Annotated in this window: 26 protein-coding genes; 19 read left to right on the forward strand and 7 right to left on the reverse strand. The window is 68.2% G+C overall.

From position 1 onward, the window contains the following. Positions 1–61 precede the first annotated feature (61 nt). A complete protein-coding gene (locus WKI94_RS02920; RefSeq protein ID WP_337844276.1) occupies positions 62–493 on the reverse strand; it encodes a Uma2 family endonuclease in 432 nt (143 codons plus the stop codon). A 200-nt stretch (positions 494–693) separates the two neighbouring features. On the opposite strand from WKI94_RS02920, the gene aroF reads away from it, so the two are divergent. Next, entirely contained in the window at positions 694–1728 is a 1035-nt protein-coding gene (gene aroF / locus WKI94_RS02925; protein ID WP_337844277.1) for a 3-deoxy-7-phosphoheptulonate synthase, read from the forward strand. Further along, positions 1725–2804, forward strand: a complete 1080-nt coding sequence (locus WKI94_RS02930) for a prephenate dehydrogenase/arogenate dehydrogenase family protein (protein WP_337844278.1) — start codon at positions 1725–1727, stop codon at positions 2802–2804. The genes aroF and WKI94_RS02930 overlap by 4 nt, the downstream gene beginning before the upstream one ends. Here WKI94_RS02930 and WKI94_RS02935 read toward each other — a convergent pair. The 3 genes from WKI94_RS02935 to WKI94_RS02945 are packed head-to-tail and all read right to left on the reverse strand — an operon-like array spanning position 2796 to position 5611. Beyond that, the gene (locus WKI94_RS02935) at positions 2796–3743 is read right to left on the reverse strand and encodes a GGDEF domain-containing protein (RefSeq protein ID WP_337844279.1); all 948 of its coding nucleotides are present in this window, start codon (positions 3741–3743) and stop codon (positions 2796–2798) included. The two genes, WKI94_RS02930 and WKI94_RS02935, sit on opposite strands and share 9 nt — an antisense overlap. A gap of 53 nt (positions 3744–3796) precedes the next feature. Next, the gene (locus WKI94_RS02940) at positions 3797–5146 is read right to left on the reverse strand and encodes an FAD-linked oxidase C-terminal domain-containing protein (protein ID WP_337844280.1); all 1350 of its coding nucleotides are present in this window, start codon (positions 5144–5146) and stop codon (positions 3797–3799) included. Between the two features lie 9 nt (positions 5147–5155). Then, on the reverse strand, positions 5156–5611 hold the full coding sequence (locus tag WKI94_RS02945; protein ID WP_337844281.1) for a hypothetical protein: 456 nt from the start codon (positions 5609–5611) through the stop codon (positions 5156–5158). A 186-nt stretch (positions 5612–5797) separates the two neighbouring features. Between WKI94_RS02945 and WKI94_RS02950 the strand changes: the two genes are divergently transcribed. Then, positions 5798–6250: an EVE domain-containing protein gene (locus WKI94_RS02950; RefSeq protein ID WP_337844282.1), complete on the forward strand. Its 453-nt coding sequence runs from the start codon at positions 5798–5800 to the stop codon at positions 6248–6250. Here the strand turns inward: WKI94_RS02950 and WKI94_RS02955 are convergent. Then, positions 6225–7445, reverse strand: a complete 1221-nt coding sequence (locus tag WKI94_RS02955) for a type II secretion system F family protein (RefSeq protein ID WP_337844283.1) — start codon at positions 7443–7445, stop codon at positions 6225–6227. The genes WKI94_RS02950 and WKI94_RS02955 overlap by 26 nt on opposite strands. Here WKI94_RS02955 and WKI94_RS02960 point away from each other — a divergent pair. Both WKI94_RS02960 and scpB read left to right on the forward strand, forming a co-directional pair. Beyond that, a complete protein-coding gene (locus tag WKI94_RS02960) occupies positions 7444–8040 on the forward strand; it encodes an L-threonylcarbamoyladenylate synthase (protein ID WP_337844284.1) in 597 nt (198 codons plus the stop codon). The two genes, WKI94_RS02955 and WKI94_RS02960, sit on opposite strands and share 2 nt — an antisense overlap. Beyond that, entirely contained in the window at positions 8028–8555 is a 528-nt protein-coding gene (gene scpB / locus WKI94_RS02965; protein WP_337844285.1) for an SMC-Scp complex subunit ScpB, read from the forward strand. The genes WKI94_RS02960 and scpB overlap by 13 nt, the downstream gene beginning before the upstream one ends. Here scpB and WKI94_RS02970 read toward each other — a convergent pair. Further along, positions 8502–9575, reverse strand: a complete 1074-nt coding sequence (locus WKI94_RS02970; protein ID WP_337844287.1) for a PIG-L family deacetylase — start codon at positions 9573–9575, stop codon at positions 8502–8504. The two genes, scpB and WKI94_RS02970, sit on opposite strands and share 54 nt — an antisense overlap. Positions 9576–9596: 21 nt before the next feature. Here WKI94_RS02970 and WKI94_RS02975 point away from each other — a divergent pair, with 21 nt between their 5' ends. The 12 genes from WKI94_RS02975 to WKI94_RS03030 all read left to right on the forward strand — a co-directional run bounded on the left by WKI94_RS02975 (position 9597) and on the right by WKI94_RS03030 (position 20539). Further along, a complete protein-coding gene (locus WKI94_RS02975; RefSeq protein WP_337844288.1) occupies positions 9597–10136 on the forward strand; it encodes an N-acetyltransferase in 540 nt (179 codons plus the stop codon). 43 nt (positions 10137–10179) lie between these two features. Next, positions 10180–11337 carry an acyl-CoA dehydrogenase family protein gene (locus WKI94_RS02980; RefSeq protein ID WP_337844289.1) on the forward strand — a complete coding sequence of 386 codons (1158 nt, stop codon included), beginning with the start codon at positions 10180–10182 and terminating at the stop codon, positions 11335–11337. Positions 11338–11468: 131 nt separating this feature from the next. Further along, positions 11469–12389: a DNA polymerase III subunit delta gene (holA, locus tag WKI94_RS02985; RefSeq protein WP_337844291.1), complete on the forward strand. Its 921-nt coding sequence runs from the start codon at positions 11469–11471 to the stop codon at positions 12387–12389. Between the two features lie 9 nt (positions 12390–12398). Then, positions 12399–13793 (forward strand): TldD/PmbA family protein, encoded by a 1395-nt coding sequence (locus WKI94_RS02990; protein WP_337844292.1) that lies wholly within the window; start codon positions 12399–12401, stop codon positions 13791–13793. Then, positions 13790–15100, forward strand: a complete 1311-nt coding sequence (locus WKI94_RS02995) for a TldD/PmbA family protein (protein WP_337844293.1) — start codon at positions 13790–13792, stop codon at positions 15098–15100. Before WKI94_RS02990 ends, WKI94_RS02995 begins: the two co-directional genes overlap by 4 nt. Before the next feature lies 1 nt (position 15101). Further along, complete coding sequence (locus WKI94_RS03000; protein WP_337844294.1) at positions 15102–16040, forward strand: D-glycerate dehydrogenase; 939 nt, start codon at positions 15102–15104, stop codon at positions 16038–16040. 5 nt (positions 16041–16045) lie between these two features. Then, entirely contained in the window at positions 16046–16777 is a 732-nt protein-coding gene (locus tag WKI94_RS03005; protein ID WP_337844295.1) for a sulfite exporter TauE/SafE family protein, read from the forward strand. Between the two features lie 70 nt (positions 16778–16847). Then, positions 16848–17177 carry an SPW repeat protein gene (locus WKI94_RS03010; RefSeq protein WP_337844296.1) on the forward strand — a complete coding sequence of 110 codons (330 nt, stop codon included), beginning with the start codon at positions 16848–16850 and terminating at the stop codon, positions 17175–17177. A 162-nt stretch (positions 17178–17339) separates the two neighbouring features. Further along, positions 17340–17885 (forward strand): bifunctional pyr operon transcriptional regulator/uracil phosphoribosyltransferase PyrR, encoded by a 546-nt coding sequence (gene pyrR, locus WKI94_RS03015; protein WP_337844297.1) that lies wholly within the window; start codon positions 17340–17342, stop codon positions 17883–17885. Continuing rightward, entirely contained in the window at positions 17882–18787 is a 906-nt protein-coding gene (locus tag WKI94_RS03020) for an aspartate carbamoyltransferase catalytic subunit (protein WP_337844298.1), read from the forward strand. Before pyrR ends, WKI94_RS03020 begins: the two co-directional genes overlap by 4 nt. Further along, a complete protein-coding gene (locus WKI94_RS03025) occupies positions 18784–20070 on the forward strand; it encodes a dihydroorotase (protein ID WP_337844299.1) in 1287 nt (428 codons plus the stop codon). Before WKI94_RS03020 ends, WKI94_RS03025 begins: the two co-directional genes overlap by 4 nt. 4 nt (positions 20071–20074) lie before the next feature. Continuing rightward, positions 20075–20539, forward strand: coding sequence for a Uma2 family endonuclease (locus WKI94_RS03030; protein WP_337844300.1), 465 nt, complete (start codon positions 20075–20077; stop codon positions 20537–20539). On the opposite strand, the gene WKI94_RS03035 is transcribed toward WKI94_RS03030, so the two are convergent. After that, entirely contained in the window at positions 20529–21569 is a 1041-nt protein-coding gene (locus tag WKI94_RS03035) for a quinone-dependent dihydroorotate dehydrogenase (RefSeq protein ID WP_337844301.1), read from the reverse strand. The two genes, WKI94_RS03030 and WKI94_RS03035, sit on opposite strands and share 11 nt — an antisense overlap. A 24-nt stretch (positions 21570–21593) precedes the next feature. Between WKI94_RS03035 and WKI94_RS03040 the strand changes: the two genes are divergently transcribed. Then, on the forward strand, positions 21594–22097 hold the full coding sequence (locus WKI94_RS03040; protein ID WP_337844302.1) for a hypothetical protein: 504 nt from the start codon (positions 21594–21596) through the stop codon (positions 22095–22097). 60 nt (positions 22098–22157) lie between these two features. Next, the coding region (locus tag WKI94_RS03045; RefSeq protein ID WP_337844303.1) for an LON peptidase substrate-binding domain-containing protein at positions 22158–22647 on the forward strand (490 nt) is incomplete at its 3' end.

Raw genomic sequence — 22647 nt, forward strand, 5'->3', positions numbered from 1 at the left:
GGGTCCCCATGGGTCTCCACTCCCCTTGAGCGGTGCACCTCCACCCGGCGGGTGTACGGGTCTATGAGCACCCCGAGAAGGACCCCGTTTCCAGGTAAAGGCGCATCTTTTCCCGGAGCTCCTCGAGGTCCTGGGATCGGGAGCGAACCTCAAACACCGCCTCCGGGGCCAAGGGGGGGAAACCCTCCCGCTCCTCTGGGGAAAGGGCCTCCCAGCGGGCCCAGCTCACAAAGGCGGCGCCTGGGGAAAAGATGGAACCATCGGGAAGGCGAAACCCCGTGGAGGAGTCAAAAACCACCCCCAGGCCCACGGCCTCGTTCCAGCGCCTCAGCTGATAGGCCACTTCCAAGCTCCTACGACCGCTTTCCCCACCGGTAGGGCTCACAAGTAGCCTCCCTTCCTGCGTCCGCTCCAGCTGGTACCCTGGGTTCCGCTCGGAAAGCCGCCGGAGCTCCTCTTCTGTCACTGGGCACAAGAGGTCAAGGCCCACCATGCTTAAGCCCCATTCTAAAACCCGCACTTACCCCCTTGACGGAAGGTCCAAGCCTCCCCTAAACTTGGGGGCAATATGTGGACCCTAAGGCGCTACTTCGGCTTTTATCCTCCCGCCGGGGGCGCCCTGCGGTCCGCATAGTGTTCACCGCGAGAAGGGGCGCCCCAAACGGGGCGCCCCCAGCGTTTTAGGAGGGCAGGATGCTCATCGTAATGCGGAAGGACCACACGGAAAAGGAGCTTCAGGACGTGATCCGGGAGATCCAGAAGGTGGGCTACCAGACCCACGTGTCCCAAGGGGTGGAAACCACCCTGGTGGGGGCCATCGGCCGGGGGCCCACCCCGGAGCTCATGGAGCACTTCCGGGCCCTACCCGGGGTGGCGGAGGTCATCCCCATCTCCAAACCCTGGAAGCTGGCCAGCACCGATGTCCAGCCCTTCCCCACGGTGCTGGAGTTTCCCACGGGGAAGACAGGGGGCGGGCACGTGATGGTGGCCGCGGGGCCCTGCGGAGTGGAAAGCCGGGAGCAGACCCTCGAGGCCGCCCGCTACGTGAAGGCCCACGGGGCCCACATGCTCCGGGGGGGCGCCTTCAAGCCCCGCACGAGCCCTTACGCCTTCCAGGGCTTAGGGGTGGAAGGGCTCAAGATCCTGGCCGAGGCCCGTAAGGAAACGGGCCTTCCCGTGGTCACCGAGGTCCTCTCCCCCGATCAGGTGGAGCTCGTGGCGGAGTACGCGGATGTGTTCCAGATCGGCGCCAGGAACGCCCAGAACTTCGCCCTCCTCCAGGCAGTGGGGGAGGCCAGAAAACCTGTGCTCCTCAAGCGGGGCATGAGCATGACCCTGGAGGAGCTCCTCATGAGCGCGGAGTACATCCTGAGCCGGGGCAACATGCAGGTGGTCCTGGTGGAACGGGGCATCCGCACCTTTGAGCGGGCCACCCGCTTCACCTTGGATGTCTCCGCGGTGCCCGTCCTTAAGAGCTGGACCCACCTGCCCGTCTGGATTGACCCCTCCCACCCTGCCGGGAAGCGGGCGTGGGTCATCCCCCTGGCCCTGGCGGGGCTTGCCGCGGGGGCAGACGGCCTCATCGTGGAAACCCACCCCGAGCCGGAAAAGGCCCTCTCCGATGCGGCCCAGCAGCTCCACGAGCACGAGTTCGCCGAGCTCATGGAGAAGGTGCGCCGCTTGGCCCAGGCCCTGGGCAAGACCCTTGCCCACCCCGTGCTCGGATGAAGCCCTTGTTCCGCCAGGTGGGCATCTTCGGGGTGGGCCTCCTCGGGGGGAGCGTGGCCCTAGGGCTTAAGGAGCGCTTCCTGGCCGAGGAGGTCCACGCCTACGACCAAGACCCGGAAGCCCTGGAAAAGGCCCTTTTCCTGGGGGCGGCCGACCGGGTCCACCCCGAGATCGGCCCCTGGGTGGGGGAGCTGGAACTTGGGGTCCTGGCCGCCCCCGTGGGGGCCCTCCCGGAGCTTGGGCGGGCCCTTGCCCCCTTCGCCCACCCAGAAAGCCTCTGGACGGACGTGGGAAGCGTAAAGGGGAAGGTGGTGGAAGCCCTGGAGGGCCTCCTCCCCCACTTCCTGGGGGGGCACCCCATGGCGGGAAGCGAGCGGGCCGGGGTGGAAAACGCCCACGCTGGGCTTCTCCAGAACGCGGTCTGGGTTCTCACCCCCACGGAGAGGACAAGCCCGAAGGCCAAGGGAGGGGTGCGGGGGCTGGTGGAGGCCCTGGGGGCCTACCCCCTGGAGATGCCCCCCCTCCTCCACGACGAGCTGGTGGCCCGGGTCTCCCACCTCCCCTACCTCCTGGCCGTGGCCCTAAACCGCCTGGTGGCCCAAAACCCCCACCGGGACCTCCTCATGTTCCTGGCGGCGGGGGGCTTCCGCGACCTTACCCGGGTGGCCTCGGGAAGCCCCAGGATGAGCCGGGACATGGTGGTGGAGAACAAGGAGGCCCTGAAAGGGGCCATAGAGGAACTGAGGGCAGCCCTTTTGGAGCTGGAGGGGCTTTTGGACCGTCCAGAGGCGCTCCTCGAGGCGGCGGAGGCGGCCAAGCGCACCCGGGATAGCCTCCCCATCGTCCGCCGAAGCCTCCTCCCGGAGATGCACGACCTGGTGGTCCAGGTGCCCGACCGGCCTGGGGAGATCGCCCGCATCGCCACCGCCTTGGGGGAGGCGGGGGTGAACATCAAGGACATCGAGGTCCTCACCATCCGCGAGGCGGCGGGGGCCCTCCGGCTTGGCTTCGCCACCCGGGAGGAGCGGGAGAAGGCCAAACGGGTACTGCAAAGGGCAGGCTACCGGCTACCCTGAACCCTCCGAGGTAGACCGCACCACCCGGTCCTTCCCCTGGGCCTTGGCCCGGTACAGGGCCTCGTCCGCCCGGCGGAAGAGGTCCTGGAGATCCCCCCGGTAGCCCGCCACGCCGAAGCTCGCCGTGACCCCCAGGGCCTTAAGCCCCTCCCGCAGGCGCTCCGCCTGGCGCTCCGCCCTAAGGGAGTCCGTGGCAGGAAGGAGGATGGCGAACTCCTCCCCGCCCCAGCGGCCCACCAAATCCCCCTGGCGCACGTGGTCCTTTAGGTAGCGGGCCACCTCCTTAAGGAGCCAGTCCCCCTCAGGGTGGCCCCGCTCGTCGTTCACCTTCTTGAAATCGTCCAGGTCCAGGAGGACCAAACTAAAAGGCCGCTCCCCCCGCTCCACCCGGGCCGCCTCCCGCTCCAAGGCCATCTCCAAAGCCCGGCGGTTGGGCAGTCCGGTGAGGGGGCAGGTGAGGGCTTGCTCCCGCCAGAAGCGCACCTGGCCGTAGTACTCCTGGAAGCGGGCCAAAAGGAGGGTCAGGGCCAGCAAAATCGGTTGGGCAGCCGCGTAGTGGCCGAAGGGAAACCCCCCCTGGCCCCTGAGGAGAGGAAGGAGGACGAGGAGTCCACCCCAAAAGGCCCCCGCGGCCAGGGCAAGAGGAAGGGGGTAGGCAAAGGCCGCCAGGAGGTAAAGGGTAGGGCTCCAAAACGCCACGACGAAGTAATCATCCCCAGCCCTCCAGGCCTCAAAGAGGAGGTAGGCCCCCAGGGCGTGGGTGAGGATCCTGGGGGCCCACTTGGGCCCCTGGAGAAGGCCCCACGCGAAGAGGAGGCCGAAAAAGGGGTAGGCCAGGTACAGACGGGGGTCTTGGGGAGGGTTGTAAAGGAGTTGGACCCCCATTCCCACGGGCAGGCCGATCCAGGCCACAGCGTAGAGCAGGCGCCCCCAGTCCATAGGGCCATTGTTTTCTAAAGCCTGTAAAAAGGACGTGAAAAATGGCCCAAGCCCTAGGGGGGGAGCACCTTCCCGGGGTTGAAAAGCCCATAGGGGTCCAAGGCCCGCTTGGCCGCCCGGAAGGCCTGAAGGGTCTCCCCGTCCAGGGCCTCTTCCATGAAGGCCCGCTTCATGAGGCCAATGCCGTGCTCCCCGGAAAGGACCCCGCCGTGCCTCAGGGCCACCCGGGCGATCTCGTGGGCCAGCTCCCAAACCCGCTCCTCGCTCTCCCTCTTGGGGTCAAAGAGGATGTTGGGGTGCAGGTTCCCGTCCCCGATGTGGCCGAACTGGACCACGGCGAGGCCAAAGGCCCGCCCAAGATCGGCGATCTCCCTCACCACCTGGGGGAGGGCGGAGCGGGGGACGGCGATGTCCTCGTTCACCCGCTTGGGGCGGATCCGCCCCAAGGCGGGGCTCACCGCCCGGCGGGCCCGCCAGAGGGCTTCCGCCTCAGCTTCGCCCCGGGCGCGGCGCACCTTAGCCCCCAGGCGGGAGGCGGTCTCCTCCAGAAGGGCAAGCTCCGCCCCCACCTCCTCCAGGTCGTCCCCATCCGTCTCCACCAAAAGGAGGGCCTGCCCCCGGGGCAAGCCCATGCCCAGGTAGTCCTCTACGGCATCCACGCAGGCGGGGTCCATGAATTCCATGCGGGCTGGGACCGCCCCCAAGGCCACGGCCCGGGACACCGCCTCCGCCAGGGGCTCCACCCCGGGGAAGGCGGCCATGAGGGTGGCCCGGTGGCGGGGAAGGGGGAGGAGCCTGAGCCGGGCCCCGGTTATAAGGCCCAAGGTGCCCTCGGAGCCGATGAGGAGGCCCGCCAGGTCGTAGGCCTTGCGGTCTAGGCGGTGGACCTCCCCTTCCGCATCCACGAATTCCACCTCCAGGACGTAATCCCCCGTGACCCCGTACTTGAAGCAAAGGGGCCCCCCAGCGTTTTCCCCCAGGTTGCCCCCCAGGGTGCTGGTGCGGTGGGAGGCGGGGTCTGGGGGGTAAAAGAGGCCGAAGGGCTTGGCCGCCTCGGAAACCCGGGCCGTGGTCACCCCGGGCTCGGCCCAGGCCGTCCGGGTCTTCGGGCACACCTCCAGGCGGGTCATGCGGGTGAAGGCCACCACGATGGCCCCCTCCCCCGGCACCGCCCCCCCGGAAAGGCCGCTCCCCGCCCCCCTGGGCACCAGGGGCAGGCCATGGCGCCGGGCCAGGCGCACCAGGGCCTGGACCTCCCCTCCCGTTTCGGGCAGGACCACCGCCAAGGGGGTTTCCCCCACGAGGATGGCGTCGTAGCGGTAGACCTCCTTCTCCACCCGGGCGAGGAGGGCCCGGGGGCCGAAAAGCCGCCTCAGCTCTTCACGAACCTCCCCTAGCCCCATGCCCCTAGGCTACCAGCCGGGATCGCAATAGGGGGAAGCCCCCGGCACCACGGGGTTCTCCGCCCGGACATAGGGCCCCGGAACCCCCTCCACCACCCCCCGCACCCAAAGGCGCCTTGGGGGGAGGGAGTCCACCCGGATGCCCTGGGGAGAGAGGACAAGGACCGCCTGGATCTCCCCCGTGGGGGCCACCTCCAGATAGCCCCGGACCTCGGGGCCCAAAAAGGGGCCCCTAAGGCGGTAGGTCTCCTCTGGGCGGGCCTGCCAGGGGGCTACCCCCTCGGGCACCCAGGCGAACTCAAGCCAGTCCACCCAACCCTCCAGGAAAAAGCGGTAGTCCACCCGGGTGGACCGGTCCGGGCAGTAGGTGGACTGGGTGGAAAGGCCCCATACCCGGCTAGGGGTGAGCTCCAGGGTGAGGCTGCAGGCGGCAAGGAGGAGGGGGAGAAGGGCCAGAGCGCGCATGCGCTTAGGGTAGGGAGGAAGGCCTTAGGGAAGCTTGGCCCGGGCTAAAGACCCCTTTAAGTACCCCGCCTAAGCCTTCGGTGGGGGCCCCAAAATAAGGGCCCAGACCGCCTTTCCTCCGAGTCCTGCGAGGATTTTTCAACGCCGAGGTGCTTAGGTACCTCGAGGGCGCTTAAACTTCGGGGTATGGCCTACTGGCTCCTAAAGTCCGAGCCCGAGGCGTACGGCATAGAGGACCTTAAGCGGGAAGGGCGGGCCCTTTGGGATAGGGTGAGGAACTACCAGGCCCGGAACCATCTGGTGCGGATGCAAGAAGGGGACCTCTGCTTCTTCTACCACTCCCGCACCACCCCCCCGGGGATCGCGGGGCTTTGCCGGGTGGTGCGCACCCAGGTCCCCGACCCCACCCAGTTTGACCCCCAAAGCCCCTACTTTGACCCCAAGGCCACCCCGGAAAGGCCCCGCTGGTTCACGGTGGAGGTGGAGTTCCTCGAGGCCTGGCCCCTCATCCCCCTGGCGGAGCTTAAAGCCCTCTTCCCAAAGGACCACCCCCTGGTGAAGCGGGGGAACCGGCTTTCCGTGATGCCGGTTCCCCCCGAGGTGGCCCAGGCCCTTATTGCACGGAGAGGGTCCCGATGATCTTGAAGAGGGGCAGGAACATCCCCGCCACGATCATGCCCACGATGACCCCCAGGAAGATGATCATGAGGGGCTCTATGGCCGCGGTGAGGCTGGCCACCGCTTCGTCCACCTCCCGCTCGTAGAAGTCGGCGATCTTGGCAAGGAGGGTGTCCAAAGCGCTCGTCTCCTCGCCGATGGCCACCATGGAGCTCACCATGGGGGGGAAGACCAAGGGGTTTTGGGCCAGGGTAAGGTTCAGGGGCTCGCCCTGCTGAACCTTGTTCTTGGCGGTTTCCACCAGGTCCTCCACGATGGCGTTCCCCGCCGTACCCTTGGTGATGTCCAAGGATTCCAGGATGTTCACCCCGCTTTGGAGGAGGAGGGCCAAGGTGCGGGCAAAACGGGCGATGGCCGTCTTGCGGTTCAGGTTGCCGAAGACGGGGACGCGGAGCTTGATGCGGTCTATGACCCGCCTCCCTTGCGGGGTGCGGTAGTAGGAGCGGTAAGCGAGGTAAAGGACCACCAAAAGAAGGAGGAGGGGCAGGGTGGCCGCCCGGAGGAGGTTGGAAAGGGCGATAAGGAAGCGGGTGAGGAGGGGAAGCTCGGAGCCCAGGTCGGTGAGGATCTGGGCGAACTGGGGCACGATCCCCGTGAGGAGGAAGTAGGCCACACCCACCGCGAAGAGGAAGACGATGGTCGGGTAGGTCATGGCGCTTCGGATCTTGCCCCTAAGCTCCAGCTCCTTTTCCAAGAAGCCCGCCAGGCGGTCCAGGATGACGTCCATCCCCCCTGAGGTCTCCCCCGCCTGCACCAGGTTCACGTAGAGCCGGGAGAAGAGCTTGTGCTTGGCCAGGGCCTCGGAGAAGGAGGTCCCCCCTTCCACGTCCGTGCGGATCTTCTTGATGATCTCGCGGAACTTCTTGTTTTCCGTCTGCCTCTCCAGGATGGAAAGGGACTGGAGGAGCGTAAGCCCCGCGGAGAGCATGGTGGCGAGCTGACGGGAGAAGATGGCGAGGTCCTTAAGCCCTGGCCCCCGCTCCAGGGCGGGAAGGCGCACCTCTGCCTGGAGCCCCCGCCCGGGCTCCTTGATCTCCGCCACGAAAAGCCCCCGGTCCCGGAGGAGGCGGGCCGCGGTGCGCAGGTCCTCGGCCTCAATGGTGGCCTCCACCAAACGGCCCTGGCGGTCGCGGGCCTTATACTGGTAGACCGGCATGGTAGAAGTATACGCCAAAGCCCTGGAGGAGGCGGCGGAAACCCTGAAGAGGGGCGGCCTGGTGGCCTTTCCCACGGACACGGTCTGGGGGGTGATGGCCCGGATGGAGGACGAGGCCGCCTGCCGCAGGATCTACGCCCTGAAGGGGCGGGAGGAGGGGAAGCCCCTGCAGGTGCTGGTGGCGGACCTGAAAAGCGCCCTAGGCCTCGCGGAGCTCGGCCCCCTCGAGGCGCGCTTCCTGAGGCTCGTGGAGGCCTTCTGGCCCGGGGGGCTTACGGTGGTGGTCCCCGGGCGGAACATCCCCCCATGGATCAGCAAGGACGGCTCCGTGGGCCTCAGGATGCCGGCCCACGACCTCCTGAGGGACCTCCTCCGCCGGCTGGGGGGGTACGCGGCGGCCACCAGCCTGAACCGGAGCGGGGAGCCCCCTGTGCGCTCGGAAGAGGAAGCCCGGTCCTTCGCCGTGGACTTCGTCTTCCCGGGAGAGGCCCTGGGCCTCGCTTCCAGCGTGGTGGACCTGCGCACGGGGGAGGTCTTGCGGGAAGGGGCCATCCCCAAGGAGGCCCTTCTCCCCTACCTCCAATGGAACCCCTAAGCCTAAAGGCCCAGATCCTGGCCGTCCTCTTCGCCGCGGGCCGGCCCGTGGCCCTGAAGGAGCTTAGGGCCTTGGGCTACCCCGAGGAAACCCTCCTAAGAGCCCTAAAGGCCCTCGAGGCCGACCTGGAGGAAGGCGCCCTGGGGGTGGGGCTGGAGCGGGTGGCAGGGGGGTGGCGCCTTGTGGTGCACGAAAGGGCCCTCCCCGCGGTGGAGCGGGTGCTCAAGCCCACCCCCCCCAAGCTCTCCAAGGCCGCCCTGGAGGTCCTGGCCCTCGTGGCCTACCACCAGCCCGTAACCCGGGCGGAGCTTGAGGCCATGCGGGGGAAAAGCGTGGAGGGCATACTGGAAAATCTCCTGGAAAGAGGGCTCATCCGGGTGGTAGGGGAGAAGGAGGGCCCAGGCCGGCCCAAGCTCTACGGCACCACGGAGCGCTTCCTGGAGATCTTCGGCCTGGAGAGCCTAGAAGACCTCCCCCCCCTCGAGGACGGCCCACCCCTCCTCCTCCGGGGGTAGCTGGGCGGGAATGGGCAGGGGGCTAAAAAGCTCGTTTCGCCGCACAAAGGCCAAAAGAAACCGCCCGAGGAGGCGCATCTGGCTCCGGTGGGCGCGGATGGCTTTTTCCTTCCAGGCCACCTCCTCCGGGGCTAGGGGGAAGCGGCGCCAGGGAAGCCCCCGGCCCCGGGGCGGGGGGTAGAGGGGCAGGCGGGGGTGGAAGCCCTTGGGCAGGGGGTACTGGTACCCCCCGTGGATGAGGTAGTAGAGGAGGCGGCCCTCGAGGCCCAAGGCGGCCGCGGCCTGCATGCCGAAGTAGGCCGCGGCCTGGTGGTCCCGGTGGGCGTCCAGGGGGCTTGGGAGGAGGATACGGGTGGGCTTAAGCTCCCTCAACAGGGCCAAAAGGGCCTCCTCCAGGGCCTTGCCCGTGTAGGGGAGACCCATCCGGTAGCACCCGGGGTAGGCCACGGCCCGGAGGCCGGTGTAGGGGCTCTCGTAGGGAAGGTAGTAGTGGGTGGTGAAGAGGGCCAAAAGCCCCTGGTCGGGAAAGCCCAAAAAGTAAAGGGCCTCCCGCCCCACCCCCAAGGCCTCCATCCCCCGCCTAGCCTCCACCATGCGCCTTAGGGCCAGGCGGCGCATGGCCTCCCGGGAGGGCAGGGGGGTTCCCGCCGCCAGGTCAAAGGCATCCCCCGAGGTGAGGTAGACCACGCTCACCCGACCCCCCGCCTCCTGGGTCCGCCGGATGAGGCCGGCCGCGGCCAGGACCTCGTCGTCGGGGTGGGGGGCCAGGAGGAGGAGGTGCTCCCCCAGGCGCGGGCCCTCCAGGAGGGGGAGGTCCTTGGTGCGCCAGGAGGTGAGGAGAGCGTGGTAGTAGGCGAAGACGAAGCGGCCGTTGATGAAGGCCCATAGGGTCAGGGCGAGGAGCAGGAGGGCCACCCGCTCCGCCCAAACCAGGCCCAGCCAAAGCCGGAACCCCTCCACCAGGGCCACGTAGAGGGCCAGGAGGAGAAAAAGCCACTGCCAAGGGGCAAGCCGGCGCACAAGGGCTATTGTAGGGGCAAGGTGGCCCGTCTCCGCCCCGCCCGCCACGAGGACCTCCCCGCCATCGCCCGCATCGCCCACGCCACCCTCCTCCTGGGAGGGCCGGGGCTCGAGGTCTTCCCCAGCCAGGCCCTCTGGGGGGAGCTCTTCGTGGTCCCTTACCTCCACCGGGGGTGCTGCTGCCTGGTGGCGGAGGTGGGAGGGGAGGTAGTGGGGTATATCCTCGGGGCCTGCAGCCGCCTGCCCCTCCTCCTCCTCAGGCTCCTCCTCTTCCCCGGGCCCCACGCCCCGGAAAGCCGTTTCCCTGCCCACCTCCACATCGGGGTGGACCCCAAGGCCCAAGGCCATGGCCTAGGGAAGGCCCTCCTTGGGGCCTTCCTGGAGTGCCTTAGGGCCAAGGGGGTGCGGGGGGTGCAGCTTTCCACCACCCGGGCCAACCGGGCCGCCCGGGGGCTTTACCGGGCCCTGGGCTTCCGCCTTTGGGCCAAACGGGCCAGCCCCTTCTGGGCCCCCTACCGGGGCCGCCCCACCATCCACGAGGTCTGGGTGAAGGAGCTATAGACGCGCCCCCCAAAGGCCCTTAGGCTAAGGGCGGAGGCAGACCATGCTGGACCTTTACCGAGTGGAGGAGCTTTTGACCCCGGAGGAGAGGGCCATCCGCCAGGCCGCCCGGCGCTTCCTCGAGGCCGAGGCCCTGCCCCATATCCGCGACTGGTGGGAGGCCGGGACCTTCCCCACCCACCTCATCCCCCGCTTCGCCGAGCTCGGCTTCCTAGGCCCCACCCTGCCCCCGGAGTACGGGGGGGCGGGGGTCTCTAGCGCCGCCTACGGCCTCATCTGCTACGAGCTTGAGCGGGTGGACTCGGGGCTTAGGAGCTTTGTGAGCGTGCAGAGCTCCTTGGTCATGTACCCCATCTTCGCCTTTGGGAGCGAGGAGCAGAAAAAGGAGTACCTCCCCAAGCTGGCCCGGGGGGAGATGGTGGGGTGCTTCGGCCTCACCGAGCCCGACGGAGGCTCGGACCCCTACGGGAACATGAAGACCCGGGCCCAGAGGGAGGGGGACACCTGGGTCCTAAACGGCACCAAGATGTGGATCACCAACGGCCACCTGGCCCACCTGGCCATCGTCTGGGCCAAGGACGAGGAGGGGGTGGTGCGGGGCTTCATCGTCCCCACCGACACCCCGGGCTTCCGGGCGGTGGAGGTGAAGCGGAAGATGAGCCTTAGGGCCTCGGCCACCAGCGAGCTCGTTCTGGAGGAGGTGCGGGTGCCAGAACACTTGCGCCTCCCCAAGGCGGAAGGGCTCAAGGCCCCCCTCTCCTGCCTCACCCAGGCCCGCTTCGGCATCGCCTGGGGGGTCCTTGGGGCCTTGGAGGCGGTGTACGAGGAGGCCAGGGCCTTCGTGCGGGAAAGGCAGAGCTTCGGGGAACCCTTGGCCCGGAAGCAGCTCGTCCAGGAGAAGCTTGCGGAGATGCTGGCCTGGCACACGGAGGGGCTCCTCCTGGCCTGGCGGCTTGCCCGGCTTAAGGACGAGGGGCGGCTTAACCCGGTCCAGGTCTCCCTGGCCAAGCGGCAGAACACCTGGAAGGCCCTCCAGGGGGCCCGCCTGGCCCGGGCGCTCCTGGGGGGGAGCGGCATCACCCTGGAGTACCACGCCATCCGCCACCTCCTCAACCTGGAGACGGTCTACACCTACGAGGGCACCCACGAGGTGCACACCTTGGTGCTGGGCCGGGAGGCCACGGGGGAAAACGCCTTCTAGGTGCCTCGCCGAAGCAAAGGCTTCGGTGGGGACCCCAAAAGGGGGCTTAGCGAGGTTTTTCCCCAGGGTTACGCGGGGAGCTTTCGCTTAAGAATCCCCGACGCCCCAGTAAAGGCCCCTAAACTGGAGCCATGGTCGTGGCCTTCACCGGCGATCCCTTCCTGGCCCGGGAGGCCCTTTTGGAGGAGGCGCAGCTTCGGGGCCTTGCCCGCTTCACCGAGCCCATCCCCGAGGCCCTGGCCCAGGCCCTAAGCCCGGGGCTTTTCGGGGGGGCGGGGGCCATGCTGGACCTGAGGGAGGTGGGGGAGGGGGAGTGGAAGGTCTTAAAACCCCTCCTGGAGAGGGTTCCGGAGGAGGTTCCGGTCCTCCTCCTGGACCCCAAGCCCACCCCCGCCCGGGCCGCCTTCTACCGCGCCCGCGAGCGGCGGGACTTCCCCACCCCCAAGGGGAAGGACCTGGTGCGCCACCTGGAAAACCGGGCCAAGCGCCTGGGCCTCCGCCTTCCCGCGGGGGTGGCCCAGTACCTGGCGGGCCTCGTCCAGCCCTTTGGGGGCGCCCTCGAGCCCGACCTGGAGGCCCTAGAACGGGAGCTTGAGAAGCTCGCCCTCCTGGAGCCTCCCCTCACCCTGGAGAAGGTGGAAAAGGTGGTGGCCCTAAGGCCCCCGGTGACGGGGTTCCAGCTGGTAGGGGCGGTCCTGGAGGGAAACGCCAAGGAGGCCTTCCGCCGCCTTAGGGCCCTTAAGGAGGAGGGGGAGGAGCCCTTAAGGGTCCTTGGGGCCCTCGCCTGGCAGTACGCCCTCCTCGCCCGGGCCTGGATGCTCCTAAAGGAGGTGCCAAGGCCCAAGGAGGAGGACCTCACCCGCCTCGAGGCCCACCCCTTTGCGGCCAGAAAGGCCTTGGAGAAGGCGAAAGGGCTAGGGCTGGAGGAGCTTAAACGGGCCTTGGACCTCCTCATGGCTGCAGAGGAGCGGGCCAAGGGGGGCAAAGACCCTTGGCTAGCCCTGGAGGAGGCGGTGCTGGGGCTTGTTGACCCGCGGGTCAGCACCGGGTAGAGTGGGGGCATGCTGGAACCGGAAGCGGTGGAAAGCCTCTTCAAAAGGGCGCTTTCCGGCGGGGCCGACTTCGCCGAGGTTTACACCGAGCGCTCCTTGAGGCGGCGGATGAAGGTCCTCTCGGGCAGGCTGGAGGAGGCCCTAAGCGGCCTGGAGTATGGGGCGGGGATCCGGCTCTTCTTCGGGACCGAGGTGGTCTACGCCTACACCAACGACCTCACCAAGGAGGGTCTCCTGGAAGCCCTGGAAACCCTCCTCCGGGCCAAGGGGGCCCTGGGGCGGGTGGACGAGGGGGGAAGGGGGGGCTTGGACTTCCGCAAGCGCCTCCCCCAGGGCCTCCACACCCCCAAGGTGCCCCTTTCCGCCAAGGACAAGCGCTACCGCCTGGAAAGGCTCCTCGAGGCCGAGGCTGGGGCCAGGATCGCCCCCGAGATCCGCCAGGTGGAGGCGAGCCTCTTGGAGTGGGAGCAGGAGGTCCTCATCGCCAACACGGAAGGGGTGTGGGCGGAGGAGAAACGGGTCCGCACCCGGCTTTTCGTCCTGGCGGTGGCCGAGGACGGGGGGGAGGTGCAGACCGGCTACGCCGGCCCCGGGAAGAGCGTGGGCCTGGAGCTCTTTGAGCTCTACCCCCCTAAGGCGGTGGGGGAAAAGGCGGCCAGGCAGGCCCTCGCCAACCTAAGGGCCCGCCCCGCCCCCGCGGGCACCTTCCCGGTGGTGGTGGGGCCCGGCTTCGGCGGGGTCCTCTTCCACGAGGCGGTGGGCCACCTCCTGGAGACCACCAGCGTGGCCAAGAAGGCGAGCGTCCTTTCCGACAAGCTGGGAGAGGCCATCGCCAGCCCCGCGGTCACCTACATCGATGACGGCACCCTGCCCCACGCCTGGGGCTCCACGGAGGTGGACGACGAGGGCCGGCCCACGGAGCGCACCGTGCTCATAGAAGGGGGGGTCCTCAAGGCCTACATGGTGGACCGGCTAGGCCACCTCCTCACCGGCTACCCCCTTTCGGGCTCGGGGAGGCGGCAGGACTACACCATCGCCCCCACCTCGAGGATGCGCAACACCTTCATCGCCCCCACGGACAAGAAGCCCGAGGCGCTCTTCCAGGGCATTGAGTTCGGTCTCTACGCCAAGGAGATGGGGGGCGGGCAGGTGAAGCCGGGAAGCGGGGAGTACAACTTCGCGGTGCAGGAGGGCTACATCATCCGCAAGGGGCGCATAGAGGAACCGGTGCGGGGGGCCATGCTGGTGGGCAAGGGTCCCGAGACCCTGAAGAAGGTGGTGGCGGTGGCGGACGACTGGGAGAACGCCCCCGGCATGTGCGGCAGCCTCTCCGGGGCGGTGCCCGTGGAGGTGGGCCAGCCCCACGTGCTGGTCTCGGAGATGGTGGTGGGGGGAAGGGCATGACCAAGGAAGAGGCCAAGCGCTACCTGCTTTCAAGGGCCAAGGCCCTGGGGGTGGAGGCCGAGCTCCTCTTCCAGGAGGAAAGGGAGCTCTCTTTGAGGGCCAGGAACGGGGCCCTGGAGGAGATCAAGGAGGCCCGGCAACGGGGGGTGGGCCTTAGGGTGGTGGCGGAGGACCGGGTGGGCTACGCCTACACGGAGGAGCTCTCCCCAAGGGCGCTGGACTGGGCCCTGGAGGAGGCCCGGGAAAACGCCCTCCTTTCGGGAAAGGTGGGAAGCCTACCCGGAGGAGGCCCCTTGGGAAGCCACGACCTCCTGGGCGAGGGGCTTTCCGCCCCCCTCGAGGCCAAGAAGGCCAAGGCCCTGGCCCTGGAAGGAGCCCTCCGGGAGGACCCCAGGGTGCGGGCGGTCCTCATGGGGGGGTACACGGAGCGGGAGGCCCAGGTCCTCCTGGCGAACACGGGGGGCCTGGAAGGGACCTACCGCACGGGGCTTGCTGCCCTCATGGGGAGCTTCGTCATGGCCGAGGGGGAAAGCGTCAAGCAGGGCTGGGACTTTAGGCCAGGGCGGGAGTTCCACGCCCTGGAGCCCGGGCGCACCGCCTTGGAGTTCCGGGAGAAAACGGCAAGGCTCTTAAACGCCAAACCCCTAAGGACTGGGCGCTACAGGGCCTACCTGGAGCCCAAGGCCATGGCAAGTCTCCTTTTCGTCTTTGCCCAGGCCCTATCCGGCAAGAACGCCCTGGAGGGCAAAAGCCGCCTTTTGGGAAGGCTTGGCGAGCGGATCGCAAGCCCCCTCGTAACCCTGGTGGACGACCCCCTCCTGGAAGGGGGGCTCCTCCCCCGCCCCTTTGACGACGAGGGTACCCCCGCCAGGCGGACGGTGGTGGTGGAGAAGGGGGTCTTTAAGACCTTCCTCCACAACCGGGAGACCGCCCAAGCCCTAGGCCAGGAAAACACCGGCCACGGGGCCCGGAACTACCGGGGGGTTTTGGGGGTGGCCCCGAGCAACCTGTACCTGGAGCCCCTGGGGAACCTGACCCTGGAAAAGGGGGTCCTCATCGCGGAGTTCATGGGCCTCCACGCGGGGGCGAACCCCGTCTCCCTGGACTTCTCCCTCCAGGCCCTGGGCCTATGGGTGGAGGAGGGCGAGGCGCGGTACGCCGTGGAGAACTTCGCCGTCTCCGGGAACCTCCTGGACCTCCTGGAAGGGGTGGAGGGGGTGGGGGCAGACCTGGACTGGCTCCTTGGGGGCTCGGCTTTCGGGAGCCCCACCGTGGCAGTGGCTGAGCTTTCCTTCGCGGGGGCCTAAGGTGAAGGTCTTCGTCACCCGGACCCTTCCGGGCGAGGCTCTCCATCGGCTTAGGACCGCGGGGCTTACGGTGGAGGTCCACGAGGGGCTCTTCCTTCCCCGGGAAGCGCTTTTGAGAAAGGTGGAAGGTGCTTCTGGCCTCATCCCCACGGTGGAGGATCGGATTGATGCCGAGGTCATGGACCGCGCGGGGCCGGGCCTCAAGGTCATCGCCTGCTACAGCGTGGGGGTGGACCACGTGGACCTCGAGGCCGCCCGGGAGCGGGGCATCCGGGTCACCCACACCCCGAACGTCCTCACCCAGGCCACCGCGGACCTCACCCTGGCCCTCCTCCTGGCCGTGGCCCGCAGGGTGGTGGAGGGGGTGGACTACGCTCGGGAAGGGCGCTGGCAGGCCTGGCACCCCGAGCTCCTCCTGGGGCTTGACCTGGAGGGCCTCACCCTGGGCATCGTGGGGATGGGGCGCATCGGCCAGGCGGTGGCGAAGCGAGCGGAGGCCTTTGGGCTTCGCATCGCCTACACGAGCCAAAGGGAAAAACCCCTCCCCTACCCCTTCCTCCCCCTGGAGGAGCTCATCCTCGAGGCGGACATCCTAAGCCTCCACACCCCCCTTACCCCGGAAACCCACCGCCTCATGGACCGGAAGCGGCTTTTTGCCATGAAGAAGGGGGCCATCCTCCTCAACACCGCCCGGGGAGCCTTGGTGGACACGGAAGCCCTGGTGGAGGCCCTAAAGGGGCACCTCTTTGGAGCCGGGCTGGACGTGACGGACCCTGAGCCCCTGCCCCCAGGCCACCCCCTCTACGCCCTGCCCAACGCGGTGGTCACCCCCCACATCGGCTCCGCCGGGAAGAGGACCCGGGCCCGCATGGCGGAGGTGGCGGTGGAAAACCTGCTTGCGGTCCTGGAGGGGAAAGAGCCCCCAAACCCGGTAGTATGAGCCCCATGAACTTCCTCGTGGGCTTCCTGGGCGGGGCGTTCGGCGGACTGGTGGGCCTAGGCGGGGGCACGGTGATGATCCCCCTCATGGTGGGGGTCTTGAAGCTCTCCCAGCACCGGGCCCACGGCACCAGCCTGGTGGCGGTCTTCTTCACCGGGCTCGTGGGGGCCATCACCTATGCCCTCCAAGGCTCGCTAAACCTGAAGGCCGCCCTTTTCCTGGCCACCACCGCCATTCTCACCGCCCGCCATGGGGCCCGCTACGCCCATGGCCTCTCCGAGCGGGGTCTAAAGCGGGCCTTCGGCTGGTTCCTGGTGGCCGTAAGCCTCCTCCTCCTCCTGAGGCCCTACCTGGCCCCGGTGGGCCTGGTTCGGGGGGAGGTGGCGGAGGACCTGGCCCTCCTCCTGGCCGGGGCCTTCACCGGCTTCCTCTCGGGGATGATGGGGGTGGGCGGGGGCACCATCATGGTCCCCGCCATGGTTCTCCTCCTGGGCCTGCCCCAGCACACCGCCCAAGGGACCAGCCTTCTCGCCATGGTGCCCGCCAGCCTGGTGGGGGCCTACACCCACCTGCGCCTGGGCAACGTGGACCTCCCCTTGGCCTGGGCCTTGGTGCCGGGGGTTCTCCTGGGAACCTTCCTGGGAGGGGAGGTGGCTCACGTCCTGCCGGAAGGTGCCCTGCGCCTGGTCTTCGCCGCGGTCCTCCTCTGGACAGGGGGGCGATACCTGAGGACTTAAAAGTGAACCATGTTACTTTCTCCTATGCGCAAAGGGCTTAAGGGTATGGGTAGAAAGGAGGTAAAGGCGTATGCGGCGCTGGCAGGACTGGGCCAACCTAGTCTTGGGGCTTTGGCTCATCCTCTCCCCGTGGCTCCTCGGGTACAGCGCCACCTCCGCTGCCCTTTGGAACGCCCTCATCGTGGGGGTGGTGGTGGGGCTCATGGCCCTTTTGCACCTCCAAAATGGCCCCATGTGGGAGGAATGGGTGAACGTGGTCCTGGGGGCCTGGCTCATCCTCTCCCCTTGGACCCTGGGCTTTAGCGCCCAGGGGAACGCCACCTGGAACATGGTGGTGGTGGGCCTCCTGGTGGGTGCCCTGGCCCTCAGCGTGACCCGGGAAAAGCCCAAGGCGGCCTAAACCGACCCCCCAGGGGCCTTGCGCCCCTGGGGGGCTTGGTGTAAGGTGAGCCTGGCCTTTAAACCGGTCCCGCGAGGCCGGAAAGGAGGGCAAACGTGGCAAGAGAAAAGGCAAAAGGAAAGGGGTGCGGGGCTTCGGCTCCGCTTTTTTTGGGGGTGGGGCGTGCGCTTTAAGGCCGAGCTCATGAACGGGGAGGAGATGCGGCGGGCCTTGTACCGCATCGCCCACGAGATCGTGGAGGCCAACAAGGGGGTGGAGGGGCTGGCCCTGGTGGGGATCCACACCCGGGGGATCCCCCTGGCCCAGAGGATCGCAGGCTTCATCCGGGCGTTTGAGGGGAAGGAGGTGCCGGTGGGGATGCTGGACATCACCCTCTACCGGGACGACCTCACGGAGATCGGCCTGAAGCCCCAGGTGCGGGAAACCCGCATCCCCTTTGACCTCCAGGGCAAGGCCATCGTCCTGGTGGACGATGTGCTCTACACGGGCCGCACCGCCCGGGCCGCCTTGGATGCCCTCATGGACCTGGGCCGCCCCCGGCGGATTTACCTCGCGGTGCTGGTGGACCGGGGGCACCGGGAGCTTCCCATCCGCGCGGACTTCGTGGGGAAGAACGTGCCCACCTCTAGGAACGAGGTGGTGAAGGTGAAGGTGGCGGAGGTGGACGGGGAGGACCGGGTGGAGCTTTGGGAAAGGGAGGAGGCATGAGGCACCTCCTGGACTTTCAGGGCTGGACGAGGGAGGAGGTGGAAAACCTCCTGGACACCGCCAAGGTGATGCGGGAGGTCCTGGAAAGACCCGTGAAGAAGGTCCCCGCCCTCCAGGGCTTCACCGTGGCCACGGTCTTCTTTGAGCCCTCCACCCGCACCCGCATCTCCTTTGAGCTGGCAGCCCGGCGCATGTCCGCGGACGTGGTCTCCTTCACCGCGGCCACGAGCTCCCTCCAGAAGGGGGAAAGCTACAAGGACACCCTCCTCACCCTCGAGGCCATGGGCATAGACGCCTACATCATCCGCGCCGATAGCGCCGGGGTGCCCCACCAGGCCACCCGTTGGGTGAAGGGGGCGGTGGTGAATGGGGGGGACGGCCGCCGGGCCCACCCCACCCAGGCCCTCCTGGACGCCTACACCCTCTTGGAGGCCTTGGGGGGCCTGGAGGGGAAGAGGATCGCCATCGTGGGGGACATCCTCCACTCCCGGGTGGCCCGCTCCAACGCCGAGCTCCTAAGCCTCTTGGGGGCGGAGGTGGTCTGTGCAGGGCCCCCAAGCCTCCTCCCCGAGGCCCTTCCTGGGGCCCGGCTCACCCCTAGGCTGGAGGAGGCCCTGGAGGAAGCGGACGCGGTCATGGTCCTGAGGCTCCAAAGGGAGCGGATGGAGGCGGGGCTCGTGGAGCTAGAGGATTACATCGCCCACTACCAGGTGACGGAAGCCCGCCTGAAGGGGGCCAAGCCCCAGGCCCCCCTCCTCCACCCCGGCCCCATGAACCGGGATGTGGAGCTGGAGGGCACCCTGGCGGACTCCCCTAGGAGCCTGGTCCAAAGGCAGGTGCAAAACGGGGTGGCGGTGCGCATGGCCGTGCTCTACCACGTGCTGGTGGGGAGGGAAAGGTGAGATTCCTTATCAAGAACGTCCTTTTGGTGGACGCCCAGGGCCAGCGGGGCCCGGCGGACGTGCTTATCGGCGAAGGCCTGATCCTCTCCCTGGAAGGGGGGGAGGCAGAGGAGGCCATAGACGGGGCGGGCCTTCTCCTCGCCCCGGGGTTTTTGGACCTCCATGCCCACCTGCGGGAGCCCGGGCAGGAGGTGAAGGAGGACCTCGCCACGGGGCTTTTGGCCGCGGCGCGGGGGGGGTACACGGACGTGGTCTCCATGCCCAACACCACGCCCCCCATAGACGCCCCCGAGGTGGTGAAGGCCCTTAAGGAGAAGGCGGCGCGCCTCGGCCTTGCCCGCCTCCACCCCGCCGCGGCCCTCACCCTGGGCCAGGAGGGGAAGGCCCTTGCCCCCCTGGGCCTCCTCAAGCAGGCGGGGGCGGTGCTCTTCACCGACGACGGGCGCACCAATGAGGACGCCGGGGTTTTGGCCCTGGGCCTCCTCCAGGCTGCGGCCCTTGGGACCCCAGTGGCCGTGCACGCGGAGGACACCTCCTTGAGGCGGGGCGGGGTGATGAACGACGGGGCCCTTGCGGACGCCCTGGGCCTTCCCGGAAACCCCCCGGAGGCCGAGGCGGCCCGCATCGCCCGCGACCTCGAGGTCCTCCGCTACGCCCTGAGGCGGGCCCACGGGGGCACCCCCCGCCTCCACGTCCAGCACCTTTCCACCCAAAGGGGCCTGGAGCTCCTCCGGGAGGCCAAACGAGCAGGCCTCCCCGTAACCGCGGAGGCCACCCCCCACCACCTCACCCTCACGGAGGAGACCCTAAGGGCCCTGGACCCCCTCTTCAAGGTGGCCCCGCCCCTAAGGACGGAGGCCGACCGGGAAGCCCTGGTAGAAGGGCTTCTGGACGGGACGATAGACGCCATCGCCACCGACCACGCCCCCCACACCCAGGCGGAGAAGGAGCTGGACCTTTTGCGGGCCCCCTTCGGGATCCCCAACCTAGAGGTGGCCTTCCCCCTCCTCTACACCGAGCTCCACCTGAAGGGGGGCTTCCCCCTCTCGAGGCTGGTGGCCCTCTTCACCGACGGGCCCAGGCGGGTCCTCGGCCTCCCTCCCCTCCACCTGGCGGTGGGGGCGGAGGCCAGCCTCGTCCTCCTGGATCCCAAGGAGCGCCCCGTGGACCCAAGCCGCTTCGCCTCCAAGGCCCGCTACTCCCCTTGGGCGGGGTGGCGCCTTGGGGGGTGGCCGGTCCTCACCCTGGTGGCGGGGCGGGCCGTGCACCGGGCGCTAGAATAAGGGGGTGCTGGAAACCCTCCTGAAGGCGGACGAGCTGGGCCCAAGGCTGGAGTGGGTGGGAGGGCTTCCCCTCTGGGAGGCCCACCCCACCTACCGCCACCAGAAGGCCGTGGACCGCATCCGCAAGGGAGAGGGGGCTTGCGGGTGCATCCACGTGGCCAACGTCTACGTGCGCTTCCCCGACGGCTCCTACACGAGGCCCGACATCGCCATCTTCTGCCGGGAACCCGAGGAGCTGGACAAGGCCATCGCCCTCCTCCCTAAGGCGATGGTGGAGGTGGTGGGCCGGGGCTACGAGGCCAAGGACCTGGAGATCGCCCCCCGCTTCTACCTTTCCCAAGGGGTGAAGGACGTGGTGGTCTTTGACCCCCCCACCCTCCTCGTCCTCCACCTGCGCCAAGACCGGGCGGAACGGCTGGTCTCCCCGGTGGAGATCCCCCTCCTTTGCGGGTGCACCCTTACGGTGTGAAGAGGTCCTGGAGCCGGGCGAGGCCCTCGGCCTCCAGCATCCGCAAAAGCCCCTGGAGCATCCTCCTCGGGAAAAAGGGCCCCCCGTAGACGAAGCCCGTGTAGGTCTGGACCAGCCGGGCCCCCGCCTTGAACCTTTCCCAAAGGTCCTCTGGGGTCTCCACCCCCCCCACGGAGACCAGGGTGAGGCCCTTGGCCCCCTGGGCCAGGTGGCGGAGGACCTCCAAAGCCCTTCCCTTCAAGGGGCGGCCGGAAAGCCCCCCGGCCTCCCGGGCCCAGGGGCTCCTTAGGCTCTCCCGGCTTAGGGTGGTGTTCACCGCCACCAGGCCTTGGAGGCGGTGCTTGTGGGCGAGCTCCAGCACGGTGTCCAGGGCCTCTAGGGAAAGGTCTGGGGCCACCTTGAGGAGGAGGGGTTTCTCCGTGGCCGGGCGAAGCCGGGAAAGGAGCTCGTCCAGGAAGGGGCCCTCCTGCAGGGTGCGAAGCCCTGGGGTATTGGGGGAACTCACGTTCAGGACGAAGTAGTCCCCATGGGGCTCGAGGACCTTTAGGGCCTCCAGGTAGTCCTCCGCCGCCCTTTCCAAGGGGGTGTCCCGGTTCTTGCCCAGGTTCACCCCTACCGGCAAAGGAAGCCCCCGGGCCCGAAAGGCCTCTAGGCGCTCCGCCGCCCTTATGGCCCCTTCGTTGTTGAAGCCCATGCGATTGATGAGGGCTCCGTCTTCGGGGAGGCGGAAAAGCCTTGGCCTCGGGTTCCCCCCTTGGGGCCTTGGGGTGAGGGTCCCCACCTCGGCAAAGCCAAAGCCCAGGGCCCACCAGGCCCCAAGGGCCCGGGCGTCCTTGTCCATCCCCGCGGCGAGGCCCAAAGGGTTCGGAAAGGAAAGCCCCATGGCCTCCACCCGAAGGCGGGGGTCCTCTACCCGGAGGAGGCGGGCCGGGACCTCCAGCAAAGGCCCACACCCCGACCAGAGGGCCAGGGCCTTCAGGGTAAGCTCGTGGGCGGTTTCCGGTTCCAGGAGGAAAAGGGCGCGGTGCATCCTTTCCATGGTATAATGCCCCCCATGAGGCGCGCCTTCTTCCTGTTTGGACTTCTCCTTTCTGCCTGCTCCATCCCTATCACCGTCAACCTTCCCGACCAGACCCTAAACTTGCCTGCTCTTCTAGACACCCAGGGCAAAGTCGTCTATTCCAAAGATGGTCTCTCCTTCAACCCTCCTCCCTTGGATGTGGTGCGGGGGATCCGGGTGGACGGAACCCTGGAAACTTCCCAGAGCCTTAACACCACTCTGGTGTTCTTTGCCCGCATCGGGAATCCAGCAGACGACACCAACTGCTCCCCTTTCATCAACCTTTACCTGTGCAGCCCAACCTCCAGTGACGAACAGGTGGGAGAAGCCTCCTTCACCAACTCCACCCGCTCCCCGCTGGTCCTTACGGGAGACGGGTTAGCGGAAGGCTTCCGCCAAGGCAGGTTCTGGCTGGGGGCACGGGTGGAAGGTCTTCCCTCCGCTCACCTCACCCTCACCTTCAAGAACATGCGGGCCACGGTCAACGTGGGGTTTTAAGGGGCCTTTTGTGCCCCCGGGTGCCTTTGGCCCCCGGGGCATCCCGTATCATGGGGATAGATGAAGGAGCTTCGCCTGGAACTTCCCGTCCTGCCCTTACGGAACACCGTCATCCTCCCCCACACCACCACCGGGGTGGACGTGGGGCGTCCCAAGAGCAAGAAGGCGGTGGAGGAGGCCCTCGCCGCCGACCGGCTCATCTTCCTGGTGGCCCAAAAGGACCCCGAGGTGGACGACCCCACCCCCGAGGACCTTTTCCCCGTGGGCACCCTGGCGGTGGTCAAGCAGGCCATGCGCCTCCCAGATGGCACCCTCCAGGTGATGGTGGAGGCCCGGAATCGGGCCCGCATCGGGCCCTACGTGGCCGCCCCTTACCTGCGCGCCTTGGGGGAAGTGCTCCCCGAACCCCCCCTCGAGGACCCCATCCTGGCCCAGGTCCTGGTGGGGGAGGTGCAGGAGGCCTTTGAGCGCTACGTGCAGAACCACAAGACCCTCCGCCTGGACCGCTACCAGCAGGAGGCGGTGAAGGGCACCCTGGACCCGGCCATCC

Origin of the sequence: Thermus sp. (genome assembly GCF_037444525.1) — a bacterium.
In the GTDB taxonomy this organism is placed as follows: domain Bacteria; phylum Deinococcota; class Deinococci; order Deinococcales; family Thermaceae; genus Thermus.